The 18,633-nt window shown below is 63.9% G+C and carries 18 protein-coding genes; 2 read left to right on the forward strand and 16 right to left on the reverse strand.

The genetic code is table 11. The annotated features are described in order from the left end of the window. Positions 1–98: 98 nt before the first annotated feature. The 12 genes from P3C50_RS06695 to P3C50_RS06750 form a co-directional block, all read right to left on the reverse strand. Complete coding sequence (locus P3C50_RS06695; RefSeq protein ID WP_275545399.1) at positions 99–1,394, reverse strand: adenylosuccinate synthase; 1,296 nt, start codon at positions 1,392–1,394, stop codon at positions 99–101. 57 nt (positions 1,395–1,451) lie between these two features. After that, positions 1,452–2,639 carry an ATP phosphoribosyltransferase regulatory subunit gene (locus P3C50_RS06700; RefSeq protein WP_275545400.1) on the reverse strand — a complete coding sequence of 396 codons (1,188 nt, stop codon included), beginning with the start codon at positions 2,637–2,639 and terminating at the stop codon, positions 1,452–1,454. A gap of 37 nt (positions 2,640–2,676) precedes the next feature. Continuing rightward, complete coding sequence (locus P3C50_RS06705; protein ID WP_013713860.1) at positions 2,677–2,862, reverse strand: DUF2065 domain-containing protein; 186 nt, start codon at positions 2,860–2,862, stop codon at positions 2,677–2,679. Positions 2,863–2,967: 105 nt separating this feature from the next. Then, positions 2,968–3,837, reverse strand: coding sequence for a protease modulator HflC (gene hflC / locus P3C50_RS06710; protein WP_197857052.1), 870 nt, complete (start codon positions 3,835–3,837; stop codon positions 2,968–2,970). After that, entirely contained in the window at positions 3,837–5,003 is a 1,167-nt protein-coding gene (gene hflK, locus P3C50_RS06715; RefSeq protein ID WP_197857051.1) for an FtsH protease activity modulator HflK, read from the reverse strand. Before hflK ends, hflC begins: the two co-directional genes overlap by 1 nt. Positions 5,004–5,100: 97 nt before the next feature. Then, positions 5,101–6,402 carry a ribosome rescue GTPase HflX gene (hflX, locus tag P3C50_RS06720; RefSeq protein WP_197857050.1) on the reverse strand — a complete coding sequence of 434 codons (1,302 nt, stop codon included), beginning with the start codon at positions 6,400–6,402 and terminating at the stop codon, positions 5,101–5,103. Positions 6,403–6,415: 13 nt separating this feature from the next. Continuing rightward, positions 6,416–6,676 (reverse strand): RNA chaperone Hfq, encoded by a 261-nt coding sequence (gene hfq, locus P3C50_RS06725; RefSeq protein ID WP_275545401.1) that lies wholly within the window; start codon positions 6,674–6,676, stop codon positions 6,416–6,418. Between the two features lie 101 nt (positions 6,677–6,777). Beyond that, positions 6,778–7,749, reverse strand: a complete 972-nt coding sequence (miaA, locus tag P3C50_RS06730; protein ID WP_275545402.1) for a tRNA (adenosine(37)-N6)-dimethylallyltransferase MiaA — start codon at positions 7,747–7,749, stop codon at positions 6,778–6,780. Between the two features lie 54 nt (positions 7,750–7,803). Further along, positions 7,804–9,684: a DNA mismatch repair endonuclease MutL gene (gene mutL / locus P3C50_RS06735; RefSeq protein WP_275545403.1), complete on the reverse strand. Its 1,881-nt coding sequence runs from the start codon at positions 9,682–9,684 to the stop codon at positions 7,804–7,806. Beyond that, positions 9,684–11,111 carry an N-acetylmuramoyl-L-alanine amidase gene (locus P3C50_RS06740; protein WP_275545404.1) on the reverse strand — a complete coding sequence of 476 codons (1,428 nt, stop codon included), beginning with the start codon at positions 11,109–11,111 and terminating at the stop codon, positions 9,684–9,686. Before P3C50_RS06740 ends, mutL begins: the two co-directional genes overlap by 1 nt. A 10-nt stretch (positions 11,112–11,121) precedes the next feature. Further along, positions 11,122–11,589 carry a tRNA (adenosine(37)-N6)-threonylcarbamoyltransferase complex ATPase subunit type 1 TsaE gene (gene tsaE, locus P3C50_RS06745; RefSeq protein ID WP_275545405.1) on the reverse strand — a complete coding sequence of 156 codons (468 nt, stop codon included), beginning with the start codon at positions 11,587–11,589 and terminating at the stop codon, positions 11,122–11,124. Continuing rightward, positions 11,577–13,076, reverse strand: coding sequence for an NAD(P)H-hydrate dehydratase (locus P3C50_RS06750; RefSeq protein WP_275545406.1), 1,500 nt, complete (start codon positions 13,074–13,076; stop codon positions 11,577–11,579). The genes tsaE and P3C50_RS06750 overlap by 13 nt, the downstream gene beginning before the upstream one ends. Before the next feature lie 61 nt (positions 13,077–13,137). Between P3C50_RS06750 and queG the strand changes: the two genes are divergently transcribed. Next, positions 13,138–14,211: a tRNA epoxyqueuosine(34) reductase QueG gene (gene queG / locus P3C50_RS06755; protein WP_275545407.1), complete on the forward strand. Its 1,074-nt coding sequence runs from the start codon at positions 13,138–13,140 to the stop codon at positions 14,209–14,211. An 87-nt stretch (positions 14,212–14,298) separates the two neighbouring features. Here the strand turns inward: queG and orn are convergent, their stop codons facing one another. After that, positions 14,299–14,841: an oligoribonuclease gene (gene orn / locus P3C50_RS06760; RefSeq protein WP_197857042.1), complete on the reverse strand. Its 543-nt coding sequence runs from the start codon at positions 14,839–14,841 to the stop codon at positions 14,299–14,301. A gap of 16 nt (positions 14,842–14,857) precedes the next feature. Further along, a complete protein-coding gene (locus P3C50_RS06765) occupies positions 14,858–15,667 on the reverse strand; it encodes a class I SAM-dependent methyltransferase (RefSeq protein ID WP_197857041.1) in 810 nt (269 codons plus the stop codon). A 93-nt stretch (positions 15,668–15,760) separates the two neighbouring features. Here P3C50_RS06765 and rsgA point away from each other — a divergent pair, with 93 nt between their 5' ends. Continuing rightward, positions 15,761–16,792 carry a small ribosomal subunit biogenesis GTPase RsgA gene (gene rsgA / locus P3C50_RS06770; protein WP_197857040.1) on the forward strand — a complete coding sequence of 344 codons (1,032 nt, stop codon included), beginning with the start codon at positions 15,761–15,763 and terminating at the stop codon, positions 16,790–16,792. On the opposite strand, the gene motB is transcribed toward rsgA, so the two are convergent. Together motB and motA are read right to left on the reverse strand one after the other, a co-directional pair. Continuing rightward, positions 16,786–17,775 (reverse strand): flagellar motor protein MotB, encoded by a 990-nt coding sequence (motB, locus tag P3C50_RS06775; protein ID WP_197857039.1) that lies wholly within the window; start codon positions 17,773–17,775, stop codon positions 16,786–16,788. The genes rsgA and motB overlap by 7 nt on opposite strands. Positions 17,776–17,778: 3 nt before the next feature. Beyond that, positions 17,779–18,630 carry a flagellar motor stator protein MotA gene (motA, locus tag P3C50_RS06780; RefSeq protein WP_275545408.1) on the reverse strand — a complete coding sequence of 284 codons (852 nt, stop codon included), beginning with the start codon at positions 18,628–18,630 and terminating at the stop codon, positions 17,779–17,781. Positions 18,631–18,633 lie beyond the last annotated feature (3 nt).

An 18,633-nucleotide genomic window follows, 5' to 3' on the forward strand; every position in this document is an offset into this window, starting at 1 on the left:
TATGGCTGCAGATTCACACAACAATGCCAGCGACCTGCGATAACAGCCAGCCACAAAAAAGCCGCCCGAAGGCGGCTCTTTCAGCTCGACAACAGCGATCAGGCGAACGGATGACGCAGCACGATGGTCTCGTTGCGGTCCGGGCCGGTGGAGATGATGTCGATCGGCGCTCCGACCAGCTCTTCCACGCGCTTGATGTAGGCACGGGCAGCAGCCGGCAGGTCTTCCAGGGTCTTGGCGCCCAGGGTGGACTCGCTCCAGCCCGGCATTTCCTCGTACACCGGTTGCAGGCCAATGTAGCTGTCGGCGTCGGTCGGCGCATCGACCAGTACCTGGCCATTGGCATCCTTGTAACCGGTGCAGATGCGGATGGTTTCCAGGCCGTCGAGCACGTCCAGCTTGGTCAGGCAGATGCCGGAGATGCTGTTGACGTCGATGGCACGACGCAGGATCACGGCATCGAACCAGCCGCAACGACGGGCACGGCCAGTAGTGGAGCCGAACTCATGGCCACGCTTGGCCAGGGTCGCGCCGACATCGTCGAACAGCTCGGTCGGGAACGGACCGGAACCGACGCGGGTGGTGTAGGCCTTGGTGATACCCAGGATGTAGTCCAGGTACAGCGGGCCGAAACCGGAGCCGGTGGCGATACCGCCGGCCGTGGTGTTGGAGCTGGTGACGTAGGGGTAGGTACCGTGGTCGATATCCAGCAGCGAGCCCTGGGCACCCTCGAACATGATGTCGCGGCCGCTGCGGCGCAAGTCGTGCAGCACGGCAGTGACGTCGGTCATCATCGGCCTGAGCAGCTCGGCGTACTCCATGCACTCATCCAGAGTCTTCTGGAAGTCGATGGCCGGCTCCTTGTAGAAGTTGACCAGCTGGAAGTTGTGGTAGTCCAGCAGCTCGCCCAGCTTGGCGGCGAAACGCTCGCGGTGGAACAGGTCGCCAACACGCAACCCACGACGCGCGACCTTGTCTTCGTAGGCCGGGCCGATACCACGACCAGTGGTGCCGATCTTGGCATCGCCACGGGCTTTCTCGCGCGCCTGGTCCAGCGCCACGTGGTAGGACAGGATCAGCGGGCAGGCCGGGCTGATACGCAGGCGCTCGCGCACCGGCACGCCCTTGTCTTCCAGCTTGGTGATTTCGCGCAGAAGCGCATCGGGAGCGACGACCACGCCGTTACCGATCAGGCACTCGACGCCTTCGCGCAGGATGCCGGACGGAATCAGGTGCAGGACGGTCTTCTCACCGTCGATCACCAGGGTGTGGCCGGCGTTGTGGCCACCCTGATAACGCACGACTGCAGCGGCCTGCTCGGTGAGCAGGTCAACGATCTTGCCCTTGCCCTCATCACCCCACTGGGTGCCCAGGACGACGACATTCTTACCCATGATACTGGTCCTCTTCGCGCAAGCTTGGATGCCGACCACAGGCCGGCGAAAATGAAATCAGGACGCCAGGGGCGCCACCTGCCAACGTCCATCGCGCAGCGTCAGCAGACGGTCACAGCCTGCTTCGCGCGCATCCGCCTCGCTCTGTCCGGGTAGCGCCTGTACCACGCGCTCACCCTCACCACGCAGACGACGAACGGCCTGCCACAGATAGAGGTCATGATTATCCGGCGCCCAGACGCCGCTGATCGTTTCATCCAGACGCATATCCCCCAGGGTCACCAGGGTCTTCAGGTCAGTGGAGAAGCCGGTCGCCGGACGAGCCCGACCGAACACCGCGCCGGTATCGTCGTAACGGCCGCCCTGAGCGATGGCACCGCCCTCGCCCGGCACGAACGCCGCGAACACCACGCCGGTGTGATAGTTGTAGCCGCGCAGCTCGCCCAGGTCGAAATACAGCGGCAGCTCGGGATAACGCAGCTCCAGCGCATCGGCGATGGCCACCAGTTCATCGAGCGCAGCATGCACCGCATCCGGCGCCTCGACCAGTGCCGCCTGGGCCAGGTCCAGCACCTCGCGCCCGCCGCACAGCTCGGCCAGCGAACGCAGCATGTTGCCCAGACCTGCCGGCAAGGCCGCGGTCAGGGACTCGATCTCATCCATGGCCTTGCGCTGCAGCGCATCGAACAACTGCTGCTCGGCTTCGCCGGACAAACCAGCGGCGCGCGCCAGGCCGCGATAGATGCCGACATGACCGAGGTCCATGTGCACATCCGGCACCGCAGCGAGTTCGAGGGTCTCGACCAGCAGGCTGATCACCTCGATATCGCTGGCCGGGCTGGCGTCGCCATAGAGCTCGGCGCCCAGCTGGATGGGACTGCGCGACGTGGTCAGCGCGCGCGGCTGAGCGTGCAGCACGCTGCCGGCGTAGCACAGACGGCTCGGACCTTCACGGCGCAGGGTGTGGGCATCGATACGCGCCACCTGCGGGGTGATGTCGGCACGAAAGCCCATTTGCCGACCAGACAGCGGATCGGTGACCTTGAAGGTGCGCAGGTCGAGATCCTGGCCAGCGCCAGTCAACAGGGATTCCAGGTACTCGATATGCGGGGTGACGACGAATTCGTAACCCCAACGCTGGAACAGATCCAGCACCTGGCGGCGTGCCGCCTCAATGCGCGCCGCTTCCGGCGGCAGTACTTCTTCGATGCCATCTGGCAGCAGCCAGCGGTCTACCGTTGCCATTTCGCCATTCCCCTCTCGATCCGGGCGGCACAAGCCTTCAGTGAAGCAGATATAGAAGAGCAGTACCCAGCAGCATGCTGGCCAGCCCCATAAGACGCAGTCGACGGTCGGGCAGACGCGCTGCCTGCAATACCGCCCCGCGCCAATGGCGCGGATAGAGGAAGGGCAGGATGCCTTCCAGCACCAATACCAGACACAGTGCGATGCCGAGTTCCTGCCACATGATTCTCACAGACGCAAAAAAGCCGGGATTTTCCCGGCTGCCGCATCATACCACGTTTTCCCCTGAGGTCACCCTGGCGACGCATCGCGCCGCCAGGGTTGCCGATCAAGGCTTGGCTTTTTCCAGGTAGCGGAAGAAATCGCTACTTGGGTCCAGCACCAGCACATCACGCTTGTCAGCGAAGCTTTCGCGATACGCCTGCAGGCTGCGGTAGAAGGAGTAGAACTCCTGATCCTGCCCATACGCCTGGGAGTAGATGGAAGCAGCCCTGGCATCACCATCACCGCGCAGCTCTTCGGCTTCACGATAGGCTTCAGCCAGCAGCACACGGCGCTGACGGTCGGCATCGGCGCGAATACCTTCGGCCAGCTCACGGCCCTTGGCGCGGTGCTCGCGGGCCTCACGCTCACGCTCGGTGCTCATCCGCTCGAACACGCTGCGGTTGACCTCACGCGGCAGATCGATGGCCTTGACCCGCACGTCGACCACCTCGATACCCAGCTCGCGCTCGGCAGCACGATTCAAGGTAGCGGTCACGTCAGCCATCAGCGCATCACGTTCGCCGGATACCGACTCGTGCAGGGTGCGCTTACCGAACTGGTCACGCAGCGAAGCTTCCAGACGACGCGCCAGGCGCTCGTCGGCGACCTGCTTCATGCCGGAGGTGGACTGATAGAAGCGCTCGGCATCCTTCACCCGCCACTTGGCATAGGCGTCGACCATCAGCGCCTTCTTCTCCAGGGTCAGGAAGCGCGAGGAAGTCGAATCCAGGGTCAGCAGGCGACCATCGAAGATGCGCACCTGATTGACGTAAGGAATCTTCACATGCAGACCAGGCTGCACATCCGGATTGACCACACGACCGAACTGCAGCAATACCGCACGCTCGGTTTGCGCCACGATGTAGAAGCTATTCCATGCCACCAGGGCCAGAACCACGGCCACGATCAGGCCGATCAGGGACTTGTTGCTCATCAACGGCCCTCCCGGGTACGCAGGTTACGCTGCGACAGATCGCCGCTAACCGGCACGGCCGGATCACGCGTTGTCGTATTGCTGCTGTTGGCCGAACCGGAGGAAGAGGAACCACCACGGCTGTCGATCATCTTGTCCAGCGGCAGATAGAGCAGGTTGTTCTGCCCCTTGTCGCCAGTGACCAGAACCTTGCTGGTGTTGCTCATCATTTCCTGCATGGTGTCCAGATACAGACGTTCACGAGTGACTTCCGGCGCCTTGCGATACTCGGCGACCAACTTGGTGAAGCGGTCAGCCTCACCCTGGGCGCGAGCGATGACTTCATCACGGTAACCGTTGGCTTCCTCCAGCAGACGCTGGGCCTGGCCACGGGCTTCCGGAATCACGCCATTGGCATAGGACTCGGCCTGATTCTTCTCGCGCTGCTCGTCTTCACGGGCACGGATCACGTCATCGAAGGCCTCCTGAACTTCACGCGGCGCAGCAGCGCTCTGGATGTTCACCTGGGTGATGGTGATACCGGTGCGGTAGTTATCCAGGAAACGCTGCAGACGCTCGCGCACTTCGCTGGCCATCAGCTCACGACCTTCGGTCAGCACCTGGTCCATCTCGGTAGAGCCCACGACATGGCGCACGGCGCTGTCGGTGGCGTGCTGCAGGCTGACTTCCGGCTGGTCGACGTTGAGCACGAAGTCCTGCAGGTTGCTCACGCGGTACTGCACGGTCAGCGGCACTTCGATGATGTTCTCGTCCTCGGTCAGCATGGCGCCCTGCTTGCTGTAGGCGCGCTCACGCGTGACGTTTTCCTGGAACTTGCGATCGATCGGCGGGAAGTAGATGTTCAGGCCCGGACCGACGGTCTCGTGGTATTTGCCGAAGCGCAGCACCACGGCCTGCTCCTGCTCATCCACCACATAGATCGCGCTGTACAGCCAGACCACCGCCAACAGGCCGAGGCCTACGAACAGCAGACCGAAGCCACCGCCACCACCGCTGCGGCCGGAATCGTCGCCACCACGTTTCTTGCCACCGAAAAGCCCGTTCAGGCTTTCTTGCAACTTGCGGAACGCTTCGTCGAGATCCGGCGGGCCCTGCCGGCCACCGCCTTTGCGGCCGCCCCAAGGGTCTTGATTGTTCGAGTTGCCACCCGGCTCATTCCAAGCCATAGCGTTCTCCGTACTGATAAAGCGAAGGCGCGCCCACGGCGCGCCGGCCAATGCTACCCAAAGCCCAAGGGTGACGGCAAAGCCGCCACTGCAGGCTTTATTGCAAAGTATGTTGCTCGATAAAGGCTTGAGGCTCCAACCCCTCGCGACTCACCAAACGATTGAGCTCGACTCGCGGCAAACGTACCGACAGCAAGCTATGACCCTGCTCATCGTGCTCTTCACTCTGCACCGCACCCAAGGCGAAGAACTGCGCGCGCAGCCTTCCCAGACGTTGCGGCAACTGCAGCGTGGCGACGAACAAATCCTCGCCCAACAGCTCTGCCACGGCCTGTCGCAACAACTCCAGGCCACGCCCTTCACGCGCCGACAGCCAGACACGAACCGGCTTGCCGTCACCATCGCGCTGGATCTGCGGCTCGACACCTTCCAACAAATCCAGCTTGTTGTATACCTCGAGCATCGGCAGCTCGTTCGCGCCGATCTCCTTGAGCACTTCCTGCACCTGCTCGATCTGCGCCATGCGCTCGGGCTCATGGGCATCGATCACGTGCAGCAGCAAGTCGGAGTTGCTCGACTCTTCCAGCGTAGCGCGGAAGGCCTCGACCAGCTTGTGCGGCAGGTGGCGAATGAAGCCCACGGTATCGGCCAGGACGATCGGACCGAGGTCATCGAGCTCCAGGCGGCGCAAGGTCGGGTCAAGGGTGGCGAACAGCTGGTCGGCCGCATACACCTCGGAAGTGGTCAGGGCATTGAACAGGGTGGACTTGCCGGCGTTGGTGTAACCCACCAGGGAAACCGACGGGATATCCGCGCGCTTGCGCCCGCGACGCGCCTGCTCCCGCTGGCTGCGCACCTTTTCCAGCTTCTGCTTGATCTGCCGAATGCGCACGCGCAACAGGCGGCGGTCGGTTTCCAGCTGGGTTTCGCCAGGGCCGCGCAGGCCGATACCACCCTTCTGCCGCTCGAGGTGAGTCCAGCCGCGCACCAGACGCGTGCTCATATGGTCGAGCTGAGCCAGCTCCACCTGCAGCTTGCCTTCGTGAGTGCGGGCGCGCTGGGCGAAGATATCGAGGATCAAGCCGGTGCGATCGAGCACACGACACTCGAAGGCGCGCTCGAGGTTGCGCTCCTGGCTGGGCGTCAGGGTGTGATTGAAGATGACCAGATCGGCCTCAACGGCCTTGACCTGGTCGCGCAGCTCCTCGACCTTGCCACTGCCGATCAGGAACTTGGCAGTCAGGCGGCTGCTGGGCACGCAAAAGAAAGCGGCCATATCGGCACCTGCCGACATGGCCAGCTCCTGGAACTCCTGGGGATCTTCGCTCGCCTCGGAGTCTTGGCCTTCCAGATGAACCAGGATGGCCCGCTCACCGCCCTCATGACGCTCGAAGAACAATGCAACCCCCTACTTAGGCGTTACCCGACTCGCCATCGGCCTGCTCGGAATCGCCAGCGCTCGGCAGACGCACCGGACGGCTGGGGACGACGGTAGAAATGGCGTGTTTGTAGACCATCTGGCTGACAGTGTTCTTCAGCAGGATGACGAACTGGTCGAAGGACTCGATCTGGCCCTGCAGCTTGATGCCGTTGACCAGATAAATGGAAACAGGGACGCGTTCCTTACGCAGGGTATTCAGGTAAGGGTCTTGTAGCGAATGCCCTTTTGACATGTGCCGCACTCCTTTCGAGGATCAATTTTCAATAATTTTAGTAAGTAAACAATAGCTTCAGACCGCCTCACCCCCAAGGATAGACGGCCAGCGGCAAGGTCTCATTTCAATATGGAGACGCTTTCCAGGTATTTCAAGGCGCGAGACAGATTGTCGCAGGCCAGACTATCGAGCCAGTGCAAACCGTCCCAACCTCGTAGCCAGGTGAACTGCCGCTTGGCCAACTGGCGAGTGGCGATGATGCCGCGCTCGACCATTTCGTCCCGGGAAAGCTCACCATCGAGGTATTCCCATACCTGGCGATAGCCTACCGCCCTAATAGACGGCAATCCCGCGTGCAAGTCACTTCGGATACGCAGGGCTTCGACCTCTTCTACGAAACCCTGTTCCAGCATCGCCCGAAATCGTTGAGCGATGCGGTCGTGCAAAATCTGACGCTGCGCCGGTGCGATAGCAAGCTGAGCAACAGTATAGGGTAATTGTCCGGTGCCCGATGTGCCCGTATCGGGATTTCCTGCAGCCTGGCGCCGGCGATGCTCGGTCATACTCAGGCCACTGACTCGATAGACCTCCAGCGCCCGGGTCAGGCGCTGCGGATCGTTGGGATGGATGCGCGCTGCGGACTCCGGATCGACCGCCGCCAGCTCACGATGCAGCGTCTCCCAACCTTCGGCCAGCGCACGCGCCTCCAGCTCGGCACGTATTGCAGGATCGGCACTGGGCATATCGGCGAGCCCTTCCAGCAGCGCCTTGTAATAGAGCATGGTACCGCCGACCAGCAGCGGAATACGGCCACGCGCCGCACTCTCGGCCATGGCCGCCAGCGCGTCGGTGCGAAACTCGGCCGCCGAATAGCTCTCGGCCGGATCACGGATATCGATCAGGGCGTGGGGAAACTCATCGAGAATGGCGCGCTCGGGCTTGGCCGTGCCGATATCCATGCCGCGGTAGATCAATGCCGAATCCACGCTGATCAGGTCGCACGGCAACACTCGCGCCAGCTCCAGGGCCAGGTCGGTCTTGCCGGCGGCGGTCGGCCCCATCAGGAAGATTGCAGGAGGAAGCGAAGACATGGGCATGACTCGAAACACGAAAACACGGAGACCCTAACGCAGGGCCTCGCTCAATTACTGGCCACGCATGAACAGCTTGTCGAGCTGATCCATGCTCAGTTGCGTCCAGGTCGGTCGACCATGGTTGCACTGGCCGCTGCGCTCGGTCTGTTCCATGTCGCGCAGCAGGCCGTTCATTTCGGGAATGGTCAGGCGCCGGTTGGCGCGCACTGCGCCGTGACAGGCCATGGTCGCCAATAGCTCGTTGAGGTGCGCCTGGATACGATCACTGGTGCCGTACTCCAGCAGATCGGCCAATACGTCGCGCACCAGTTGAGTGGCCTCGGCCTGTTTGAGCAGGGCCGGAATCTGCCGGATCGCCACGCTTTCCTCGCCCAGACGCTGCAGCTCGAAGCCCAGGCGCTGGAACCACTCGCCATGCTCCTCGGCGCAGTCCGCCTCGCGTTGACTGAGGGCGATGGATTCCGGCACCAGCAGCGGCTGACCGCGCAGCCCCTCGCTGGCCATGGCCTGCTTCAGGCGCTCATAGGTGATGCGCTCATGGGCCGCATGCATATCCACCACCACCATGCCCTGGGCATTCTCGGCGAGGATATAAACGCCCTTGAGCTGCGCTACGGCGTAACCGAGCGGCGGAATGTCGCCCTGCTCCTGCGGCATGGACTGAAGCTGAGCGGTCGGCAGCGGCGAAAAGTACTCACGGTAGGCTGCCTGAGCTTCGCCGGCTGGCACGCCGGGATTGCTGACCGGTTGCTGATAGCCAGCCCCGGCGCCACGCCAGGCCGGCTGCGGATTGGCCACGGGCGTTTCCAGCACGCTGGCGGCCAGGCCCATTTCGCCCTGCGGGCCGAACTCGCCCGCGGCGAGGCCCGTCGGGCGCAGCATGGGCGATACGGCTGCCGGCGCCGCGACCTGATCTTCCGGACGCACATCGGCCAGCGCACGATGCAGCGTACCGTAGAGGAAGTCATGAACCATGCGACTGTCACGGAAGCGCACTTCATGCTTGGTCGGGTGGACGTTGACGTCCACCGTCGTCGGATCGATCTCCAGGAACAGCACGAAAGTCGGATGCCGGCCATTGAACAGCACGTCGCGGTAGGCCTGGCGCACCGCGTGGGCCACCAGCTTGTCGCGCACCATGCGTCCATTGACGTAGAAGTACTGCAGATCCGCCTGGCTGCGCGAGAAGGTCGGCAAGCCAACCCAGCCCCACAAGCGCAGGCCGCCGCGCTCGATCTCGATCGGCAGCGCCTGCTCCAGGAAAGCCGGGCCGCAGACCGAGGCGACGCGGCGCGCACGGCTGATCTCATCACCCGCCTCGTGCAGGCTGAGCACGGTCTTGCCGTTGTGCCGCAAGTGGAAGCCAATATCGAAGCGCGCCAGCGCCAGGCGCCTGATCACTTCCTGCAGGTGATCGAATTCGGTTTTCTCGGCGCGCAGGAACTTGCGCCGCGCGGGGGTATTGAAGAACAGGTCACGCACTTCCACCGAAGTGCCCACCGGATGCGCGGCGGGCTGCACGCGCGGCTCCATGTCGCGCCCTTCGGTTTCCACCTGCCAGGCCTGATCGGCGTCGGCCGTGCGCGAGGTCAGGGTCAGGCGCGATACCGAGCTGATCGACGCCAGCGCCTCGCCGCGAAAGCCCATGCTGAGCACGGCCTCCAGATCTTCCAGCTCGCGAATCTTGCTGGTGGCGTGACGCGCCAGAGCCAGCGGCAAGTCGCCGGCGGCAATGCCGCGGCCATCATCACGCACCTTGAGCAGCTTGATGCCGCCCTGCTCGACCTCGACATCAATGCGCCGGGCCCCGGAGTCCAAGCTGTTTTCCAGCAGTTCCTTGGCCACCGAAGCCGGGCGCTCGACTACCTCGCCCGCGGCGATCTGGTTAGCCAGGCGCGGGCTGAGCAAATGAATACGGGACATGACACTCACTACTGGGCGGCCAGGGACGTGGCGGGTATCTGCAATGTCTGGCCGACCTTGATCACGTCGCCATTGAGCTTGTTGGCACTGCGCAGGGCAGCCAGGCTGATCTGATAGCGCTGGGCGATCAGCGCCAGGCTTTCGCCACGGGCAACCACGTGCTCGCGCGGGCCTGCGGCGATCTTGCCTTCATCACGCAGCCAGGCGACGTAGGTGCCGGGCGGCGGGTTTTCGTGGAAGAACTGCTTGACGCCAGAGGTGATCGAGCGCGCCAGGGCCTGCTGGTGGCTGGCGGTGTGCAGCTTCTTCGCCTCGTTGGGATTGGAAATGAACCCAGTTTCCACGAGGATCGAGGGGATGTCAGGCGATTTCAACACCATGAAGCCCGCCTGTTCCACACGACGCTTGTGCAGCGGCGTGATGCCGCCCATGTTCGACAGCACTTTCTGACCGACGTTGAGGCTGGAGGACAGCGATGCGGTCATCGACAGATCCAGCAGCACACCGGCGAGCATCTTGTCCTTGTCGTCGAGGCTGACGTTGCCGGCGCCACCGATCAGGTCCGACTGGTTCTCGGCATCGGCCAGCCAGCGCGCGGTCTCGGAGGTCGCGCCGCGCTCGGACAGCGCATAGACCGAGGCACCGAAGGCCGAGGAGCGCGGCGCGGCATCGGCATGAATCGAGACGAACAGATCGGCGCCCTTCTTGCGCGCGATCTCGGTGCGCTTGCGCAACGGGATGAAATAGTCACCGGTGCGCACCAGCTCACCACGGAAGCCCTTCTCGGCGTTGATCTGCCGCTGCAATTCCTTGGCGATGGCCAGGGTCACGTGTTTTTCGTATTGCCCCTTGACCGGCGACAGCGCGCCCGGGTCCTCGCCACCGTGGCCGGCATCGATGGCAACGACGATGTCACGCTTGCCATTGGGTACGGGCGTCAGCTTGGGCGGAGGCTGGGTCGGGGTGACCGGCACGGGCGGCGCGCTGGCAGCGACGCTGGGCGCCTGCGTCGCGGGCGGCGCACTGTCCTGATCGAACAGGTCAACGACAAGGCGATGGCCATACTGCTGGTTGGGCGCCAGGGTGAAGCTCTTGGGCGACACCGGTGCCGACAGGTCGATGACCACGCGCAGTTCCTCGGCGCTGCGCTGAGCCGAGCGCACGCCGGTAATCGGCGTGTTGCCCAGAGAAAGCTGATCGAAACCGGTGGCCAACTTGGCGCCACTGACGTCGATGACGATGCGGTTGGGGGCCGACAGGGTGAACACGTTGTGCTGCACCGGGCCGGACAGATCGAAGACCAGGCGGGTATTGTCCGGGGCACGCCACAGGCGCACGCTCCGTACATCGGAGGCAGCCAACGCCTCGGCAGCCAGAGCCGCCAACAATATCCCCACAGCGGTAACCAGCGCGCCTATGCGCATAACCAACCCCATCGATTCTTGTTCACTCCTTGCCGCTCAGGGCTTTGCACCAGGCCTCCCCTCGAGCCCCATGCCCCTGCAGCAACAGCAAGCGGCCGCTCGCTTGAGGGGTAATGGTAATGTCCAGGTCGGGCTTTGGCAAAACGCCCGCGCCACGCTGCGGCCATTCGATCAGGCACAAGGCATTCCCTTCGAAGTAGTCGCGGATGCCGAGAAACTCCAGTTCCTCCGGATCGACCAGGCGGTAGAGGTCGAAATGAAAGGCGCGCACCTCACCGATTTCATAAGGCTCGACCAGGGTGAAGGTCGGACTCTTGACCGCACCGGCATGGCCCAGACCGCGCAGAATGCCGCGTGACAGGGTGGTCTTGCCGGCGCCCAGGTCTCCGTGCAGATAGATGGTGCCCACACCGCCGCTGACCTCGGCAATCGACGCACCCAATATCAGCATCGCGGCCTCGTCGGCCGCCTCGAGCTTCACTTCACACACGGACACAACTCCTCCAGTAACTGACGAATGGAGCCGGACAAATCACCGGCAGCCAGCCCACGCCCCAGCACGGCCAGCGTTTCGCCGGCCCGCGCGTGCAACCAGACCGCCAGGCAGGCGGCTTCAAAGGGCGCCATGCCCTGCGCCAGCAGCGCGCCGATCAACCCGGCCAGAACGTCGCCCAGACCCGCACCGGCCATCGCCGGATGGCCGCGATCGCACAACGCCAGACGCCCGTCCGGCGCCGCGACCAGGCTACCAGCGCCCTTGAGCACGACCACCAGACCAAAACGCTGCGCCAGAGCCCGCGCAGCGGCGGGCCGGTCGGCCTGCAACGCCGCCGTGTCGATGCCCAGCAAGCGCGCCGCCTCGCCCGGATGCGGCGTCAGCACGCCCTGACGTGGTGCCGTGACCTGACCAGCGGCGAGCAGATTCAGCGCGTCGGCATCCCACACCTGCGGCTGCTCGCGGCCCGATACGCCAGACAGCAGGCTGCGCCCCCAGGCGGCCTGGCCCAACCCCGGTCCAACCACGCAAACATCGGCGCGCTCGACCAGCGCCAGCAACTGATTGGCCGAAGCCACCGCCGCGCACATGATTTCAGGTCGGCGCACCAGGGCCGCGGCGACGTGCTCGGCACGCGTCGCCAGCGACACCAGGCCGGCGCCGGCTCGTAGGGCGCTGTCGGCACTGAGCAACGCGGCGCCGCCCATGCCCAGATCGCCACCGATCACCAGCAGGTGGCCGAACTGCCCCTTGTGCGCCACCGGCGAGCGCGCCGCAAGCCGCGGCAGGTTAGCGGGATCGAGCAATTGTGCAGCACAGGGAGCCGCTGCCAGCAGCTGCGCATCGCCCTGCAGGTCATCGAACTGCAGCTCGCCACACAGCTCGGGGCCTAGCCCCGTGAAAAGACCCAGCTTGAGCGCGATGAAGGTCACGGTCAGGTCGGCGCGCACCGCCACGCCCAGGGGGACGCCGCTATCGGCGTGCAAACCGGAGGGAATATCCACTGCGAGCACCGGCAGGCCGCTCTGATTGAGCAGGCGGATCGCCTGAGCGTAAGGCTCACGCACCGCGCCGGTAAGCCCCGTGCCGAGCAGCGCATCGACCACGACACCGGCCAAAGGCGCGCACTCGCTCCAAGGCAAAATATCCACACCTGCCTGCCTGGCATCGGCGCAGGCCTGGGCGGCGTCGCCAACCAGCGCAGCAGGATCGCCGACGGCCAAGACCCGCACACCCCAACCGGAGCGTTGCGCCAGGGCAGCGAGCAGATAGCCATCACCGGCATTGTTGCCGCGCCCGGCGAGGACGGTGATTTCGCCCGCATCCGGCCAGCGACGACGCAAAGCACGCCAGGCGCCATGCGCGGCGCGCTGCATCAGCTCGAAACCCGGCGTACCGGCGGCGATCAGCTGCGCATCGAGTGCACGCACCTGTTCGGCGCTATACAGGCTCAAAGGCAAAGAGGCGGAAAGTGAATGCATGGCTCGCTCGCGACGGATGTCTGGCAGAATTATACGCACCTCCACCGCCTGCGCCCGCCCCATGTCCAACCAAACTCTCGATCTCGATGCGCTGGCCCTGTCCATCAAGGAGTGGGCGCGCGAGCTGGGTTTCCAGCAGGTCGGCATCACCGATGTCGAGTTGGACGAGCACGAGGCGCATCTCAAGCGCTGGCTGGCGGCTGGCTACCAAGGCGAGATGGACTACATGGCTGCCCACGGCGACAAGCGCTCGCGCCCGCAGGAACTGGTGCCCGGCACACTGCGCGTGGTGTCGCTGCGCATGGACTATCTGCCTGGCGATACGCAAATGGCCCAACGCCTGAGCGAGCCGGAACAAGCCTACGTGTCGCGCTATGCCCTGGGCCGCGATTACCACAAGCTGATCCGCAAACGCCTGCAACAACTGGCCGAACGCATCCAGCAGCAAATCGGCCCGTTCGGCTATCGCGCCTTCGTCGACAGCGCGCCGGTACTGGAAAAGGCCATTGCCGAGAAGGCCGGCCTGGGCTGGATCGGCAAGAACACCCTGGTGCTCAACCGCAAGGCCGGCAGCTATTTCTTTCTCGGCGAGCTGTTCGTCGACCTGCCGCTGCCGGTCGATGCGGCGCATGGCAGCGAGCACTGCGGGCGCTGCAGCGCCTGCATGGACATCTGCCCCACCGCAGCCTTCGCCGGCCCTTACCAGTTGGATGCGCGGCGCTGCATCTCCTACCTGACCATCGAACTGAAGGGCTCGATCCCGGTGGAACTGCGCGCGCCCATCGGCAACCGGGTGTTCGGCTGCGACGACTGCCAGATCGTCTGCCCCTGGAATCGCTTTGCTCGCCCCACCGAGCAGGGCGACTTCCAGCCACGCCACGGCCTGGACAACAGTGCCCTGGCCGAATTGTTCATGTGGACGGAAGAAGAATTTCTCAGCCGCACCGAGGGCTCGCCGCTACGCCGCGCCGGCTACGAGCGCTGGCTGCGCAACCTGGCAGTCGGCCTGGGCAATGCGCCCTCGACCATCCCGGTGCTGGAGGCCCTGCAGGCGCGCCGCGACCACCCATCGGATCTGGTACGCGAACATGTGCAGTGGGCATTGCAGCGACACGGCGCCCTGTACCCCGGATGAAATCCGGGAGTAGCGCCGCCCGTTTCCCCGAATTGCATCCGGGCTAAAGTTCTCGCACGGCACGCGCGGCTCACCGGGGTGGCTGATTTACACCTTGAGAAAATGCTCGCGATAGTGGCGCAGTTCGGCGATGGATTCGCGGATATCGTCCAGCGCCTGGTGCGTGGCGGTTTTCTGAAAGCTGTCCTTGACCTCCGGCGCCCACATGCCGGCGAGGATCTTCAGGGTCGAGACGTCCAGATAGCGGTAGTGGAAGTAGGCTTCCAGCGCCGGCATGTACTTGTAGAGGAAGCGGCGATCCTGGCCGATGCTGTTGCCGCAGATCGGCGACTTGCCCTTCGGCACCCACTGTTCGAGAAAGGCGATGGTCTGCGCCTCGGCCGCCGCCGTATCGATCTGGCTCTCGCGTACGCGCTGGGTCAGGCCGCTCTGGCCATGGGTGCGGGTGTTCCATTCGTCCATGCCGGCCAGAGCCTCGTCACTCTGGTGAATGGCGATCACCGGCCCTTCGGCCAGCACGTTCAGCTCGCTGTCGGTGACGATGGTGGCCATCTCGATGATCACGTCGCGCTCCGGCTCCAGGCCGGTCATTTCCAGATCGATCCAGATCAGGTTATCGGGGTTTTGCATGGTTAGGCTCCTTGGCTCAGGTGCCAATTCTAGCGGATATCGGCGCGTCCTTGATCTGCCAGACCAGCAGCGCGGTCTGTCGCCCCTCGTTGATCGCCAGCAGCCGTTCAGCCGGCACGCCGGGAATCTCGAAGGTATTGCTGATCAGCCAGCTACCGGCGCGCATTTCGGCTTGCGCCTTGGCCCACAGGCGAGGCATTGGCGCTGGCGACAAAAAACAGTAGACCACGTCGAAATCACCCAGCGTGGTTTGCCACAGACTGCGATAGTGGACATGGCAATTCTCCTGAAACAGGCAACGCAGCCAGGCAAGAAGGAAGAGCAGCGGCGCCGTTTCGACGCCAACGAAGTGCCCACGGGGAAACTGCCGGGCCAACTGCAGCAACGTCCCTGCCGTACCACAACCAAGGTCGACGAAACGCAGCGTCGGCTCCAGCTCGCTCAAGCACTGCTGCAGACGTTGCTGCGCCTTGCGCCCACTCAAGTAGAGCGGCACCTGCTCACGCAGGCTGTTCCAGTTGACCAGCAGTAACAGCACGAAGCCCAGCAGGAAAAGCCAGGCTGGCAAGTCGGCGCGCTGCACCAGTAACAGTGTCGGCAGGAACGCCAGGTTGATCCACAACCACCAGCGCGACAATCCCAGGCGCCAGCCTATGGCAGCGGCCAGCACGCCCTGCAGCAGAGCGACGGAAAACAGCGACATGCGCCAGGGCAGCAGCGCCAGCAGATACACCAGCACCACCACCAGCGCCACGGCCAGGCTTTGCGCCAGGAGCGCGCGCAACACAGGCAGCCGCAGCACCGTTCTTTTCCCGCCAGTCGTCATTCCCTGCCCCCCCCCGCTTCGGCAGCCGAATGACCACCGAGCGCTCATGCTAAACTCGCCGCGATCAACACTCCACCACACCCCGGATGATTCATGGCCAAACGCCAACTCAACCGCCGCCAGAGCTGGCGCATCGAAAAGATTCAAGGCGAGCGCGCCGCCCGCGCGGCCAAGCGTGAATCGCGAGCCGTGGAGGCGCTGGAAGGCGGCGACCTGGGCCCGGAGCAGACCGGCCTGGTGATCGCTCACTTTGGCGTACAGGTGGAAATCGAGGGTTTACAGGGCGAACTGGCCGGCCAGGTGTTTCGCTGCCACCTGCGCGCCAACCTGCCGGCACTGGTCACCGGCGATCAGGTGGTCTGGCGCCCCGGCAACCAAGGCGACGGCGTGATCGTCGCGCAACTGCCGAGAAACAGCGAACTATGCCGCCCCGATATGCGTGGCCAACTCAAGCCGGTGGCGGCCAACGTCGACCAGATCGTCATCGTCTTCGCCCCCTTGCCCGAACCCCACGCCAACCTGATCGACCGCTATCTGGTGGCCGCCGAGCATGCCGGCATCCGCCCATTGCTGCTGCTGAACAAGGCCGACCTGATCGATGAACAGAATCAGGTGGCGCTGGACGCCCTGCTCAAGGTCTATCGTCAGCTGGAGTATCCGCTGCTGGAAGTCTCGGCCCATCAGGGCGACGGCATGGAACAACTGAAAAAGCGCCTGGACGGCCACGTCAGCGTTTTCGTTGGCCAGTCGGGGGTGGGCAAGTCATCGCTGGTCAACGGCCTACTGCCCGGCGTCGACACCCGCGTCGGCGCCCTGTCGGAGCTGACCGGCAAGGGCACCCACACCACCACCACCGCACGGCTGTTCCACTTTCCCGGTGGCGGTCAACTGATCGACTCCCCCGGTATTCGCGAATTCGGCCTCGGCCATGTCAGTCGCGACGACGTGGAGGCCGGCTTCATCGAGTTCCACGACCTGCTCGGCCGCTGCCGTTTTCGTGACTGCAAGCACGACCGCGAGCCGGGCTGCGCATTGTTGCAGGCTCTGGAAGACGGTCGCGTACAGCCGCAGCGCATGGCCAGCTACCGGCACATCCTCGCCAGCCTGCCGCAGGACGATTACTGATTGTTCAGTTGATCGAACTGCAGCGCGCCTTCCTCGAAAATATTCAGGCGCTCGCGCAGCTGCTCCGGCGCTAGCGGCTCGCTAGTCGCCCCTGCGGGGGCAGGCGTTTCACTCTCGCTGGACTCGACACCCTGCTCGCCTTCGATGGCGCGCTGCGCCTTCTTGGTCAGCACAACGATATCGATGCGTCGATTGACCGGATTGAAGGGGTCTTCACGATCGAACAGCGCCGACGATGCATAGCCGACAACGCGCGCCACTTGATCATCGGAATACCCGCCGGCCACCAGCGCCCGCCTTGCAGCGTTGGCGCGATTGGATGACAACTCCCAGTTGCCGAAATCGCCGCGCCCAGCGAAAGGCTTGGCATCGGTATGGCCGCTGATGCTGATTTTGTTCGGCACGGCGCGGATGGTGTCGGCCATGGCCAGCAGAATGTCTTCGAAATAAGGCTGAAGGTTGGCACTGCCGAGGGCGAACATCGGCCGGTTCTCGGCATCCATGATCTGGATGCGCAGGCCATCCTGGGTGATCTCGAACAGAATCTGATCCTTGAAGCGCTGCAGTTCAGGGTTTTCCTCGACCTTGTTCTGCAGCTCCTGCAACAGCAGCTCCAGGCGCTCCTGCTCCATCTTCTCGGCCAGGGTTTCGATCTGATCGGTGCTGATGCCCGTCTCGTCCGGCTGGCTCTCCGGCGTATCGGTTACATCCGGGTTGAGCGTGCGCTCCGGCGCCGGCGTGGGCGTACCGCCGAGGTCGATGGCGTAGGGGCTGGCGCTTTCGGTAAAGCCGATGGGGTCCTGGAAGTAACCGGAGATCGCGCGCTTCTGCTCCGGCGTGGCCGACGACATCAGCCACATCACCAGGAAGAACGCCATCATGGCGGTGGCGAAGTCGGCGAAGGCGATCTTCCAGGCGCCGCCATGGTGCCCGCCTGCGGTCTTCTTGACCCGCTTGACGATGATGGGTTGGTTATTTTCCATGGCTTAGCTGCCGCGCATGGCCTGCTCGAGCTCGCTGAAGCTCGGGCGATGCGCCGGGAACAGCACCTTGCGCCCGAACTCGACAGCCAGCGTCGGCGGCATGCCGGAAGCGGACGCGACCAGGGTTGCCTTGATGGCTTCGTAGAGGTTCAGCTCTTCCTTGGCGTCATGTTCCAAGGCGTTGGACAGCGGGCCGAAGAAGCCATATGACGCAAGAATGCCGAGGAAGGTACCGACCAGCGCCGTACCGACCTTCTCACCGATCTGCGCGTTGTCCGCCTCAGCCAGAATCGACATGGTGATCACGATGCCCAGTACCGCGGCGACGATACCCATGGCCGGCATGCCGTCGGCAACTTTGGCTACCGCGTGCGCCGGGTGCTCCACTTCCTCCTTGAGACTGGCCAGCTCCATGTCGAACAACCCTTCGAGTTCGTGCGGGGCCATGTTGCCGGACGACATGATGCGCAGGTAGTCGCAGATGAACGCCGTCATGCGCGCATCCTTGAGCACTCCGGGGTACTTGCTGAAGATCGGGCTGGCGTTGGGGTCCTCGACGTCGGCCTCGATGGCCATCATGCCCTCGCGACGACTCTTGTTGAGGATCTCGTACAGCAGCTTGAGCACTTCCAGATAGTAGGCATGGGTGAAGCGGCTGCCGAACATGCTCAGCGACTTCTTGAACACGGTCATGAACATGCTGCCCGGGTTGGCCTGCAGGAATGCCCCCAGCGCCGCGCCGCCAATGATCAGAACCTCGAAGGGGTGAACCAGCGCCATCAGCTTACCGCCCGAGAGCACGAAACCGCCGAATACGCAGCCGAAAACGACAATGATGCCTATGATTTTTGCCATGAA

Origin of the sequence: Pseudomonas sp. Marseille-Q0931, from assembly GCF_940789645.1 — a bacterium.
In the GTDB taxonomy this organism is placed as follows: domain Bacteria; phylum Pseudomonadota; class Gammaproteobacteria; order Pseudomonadales; family Pseudomonadaceae; genus Aquipseudomonas.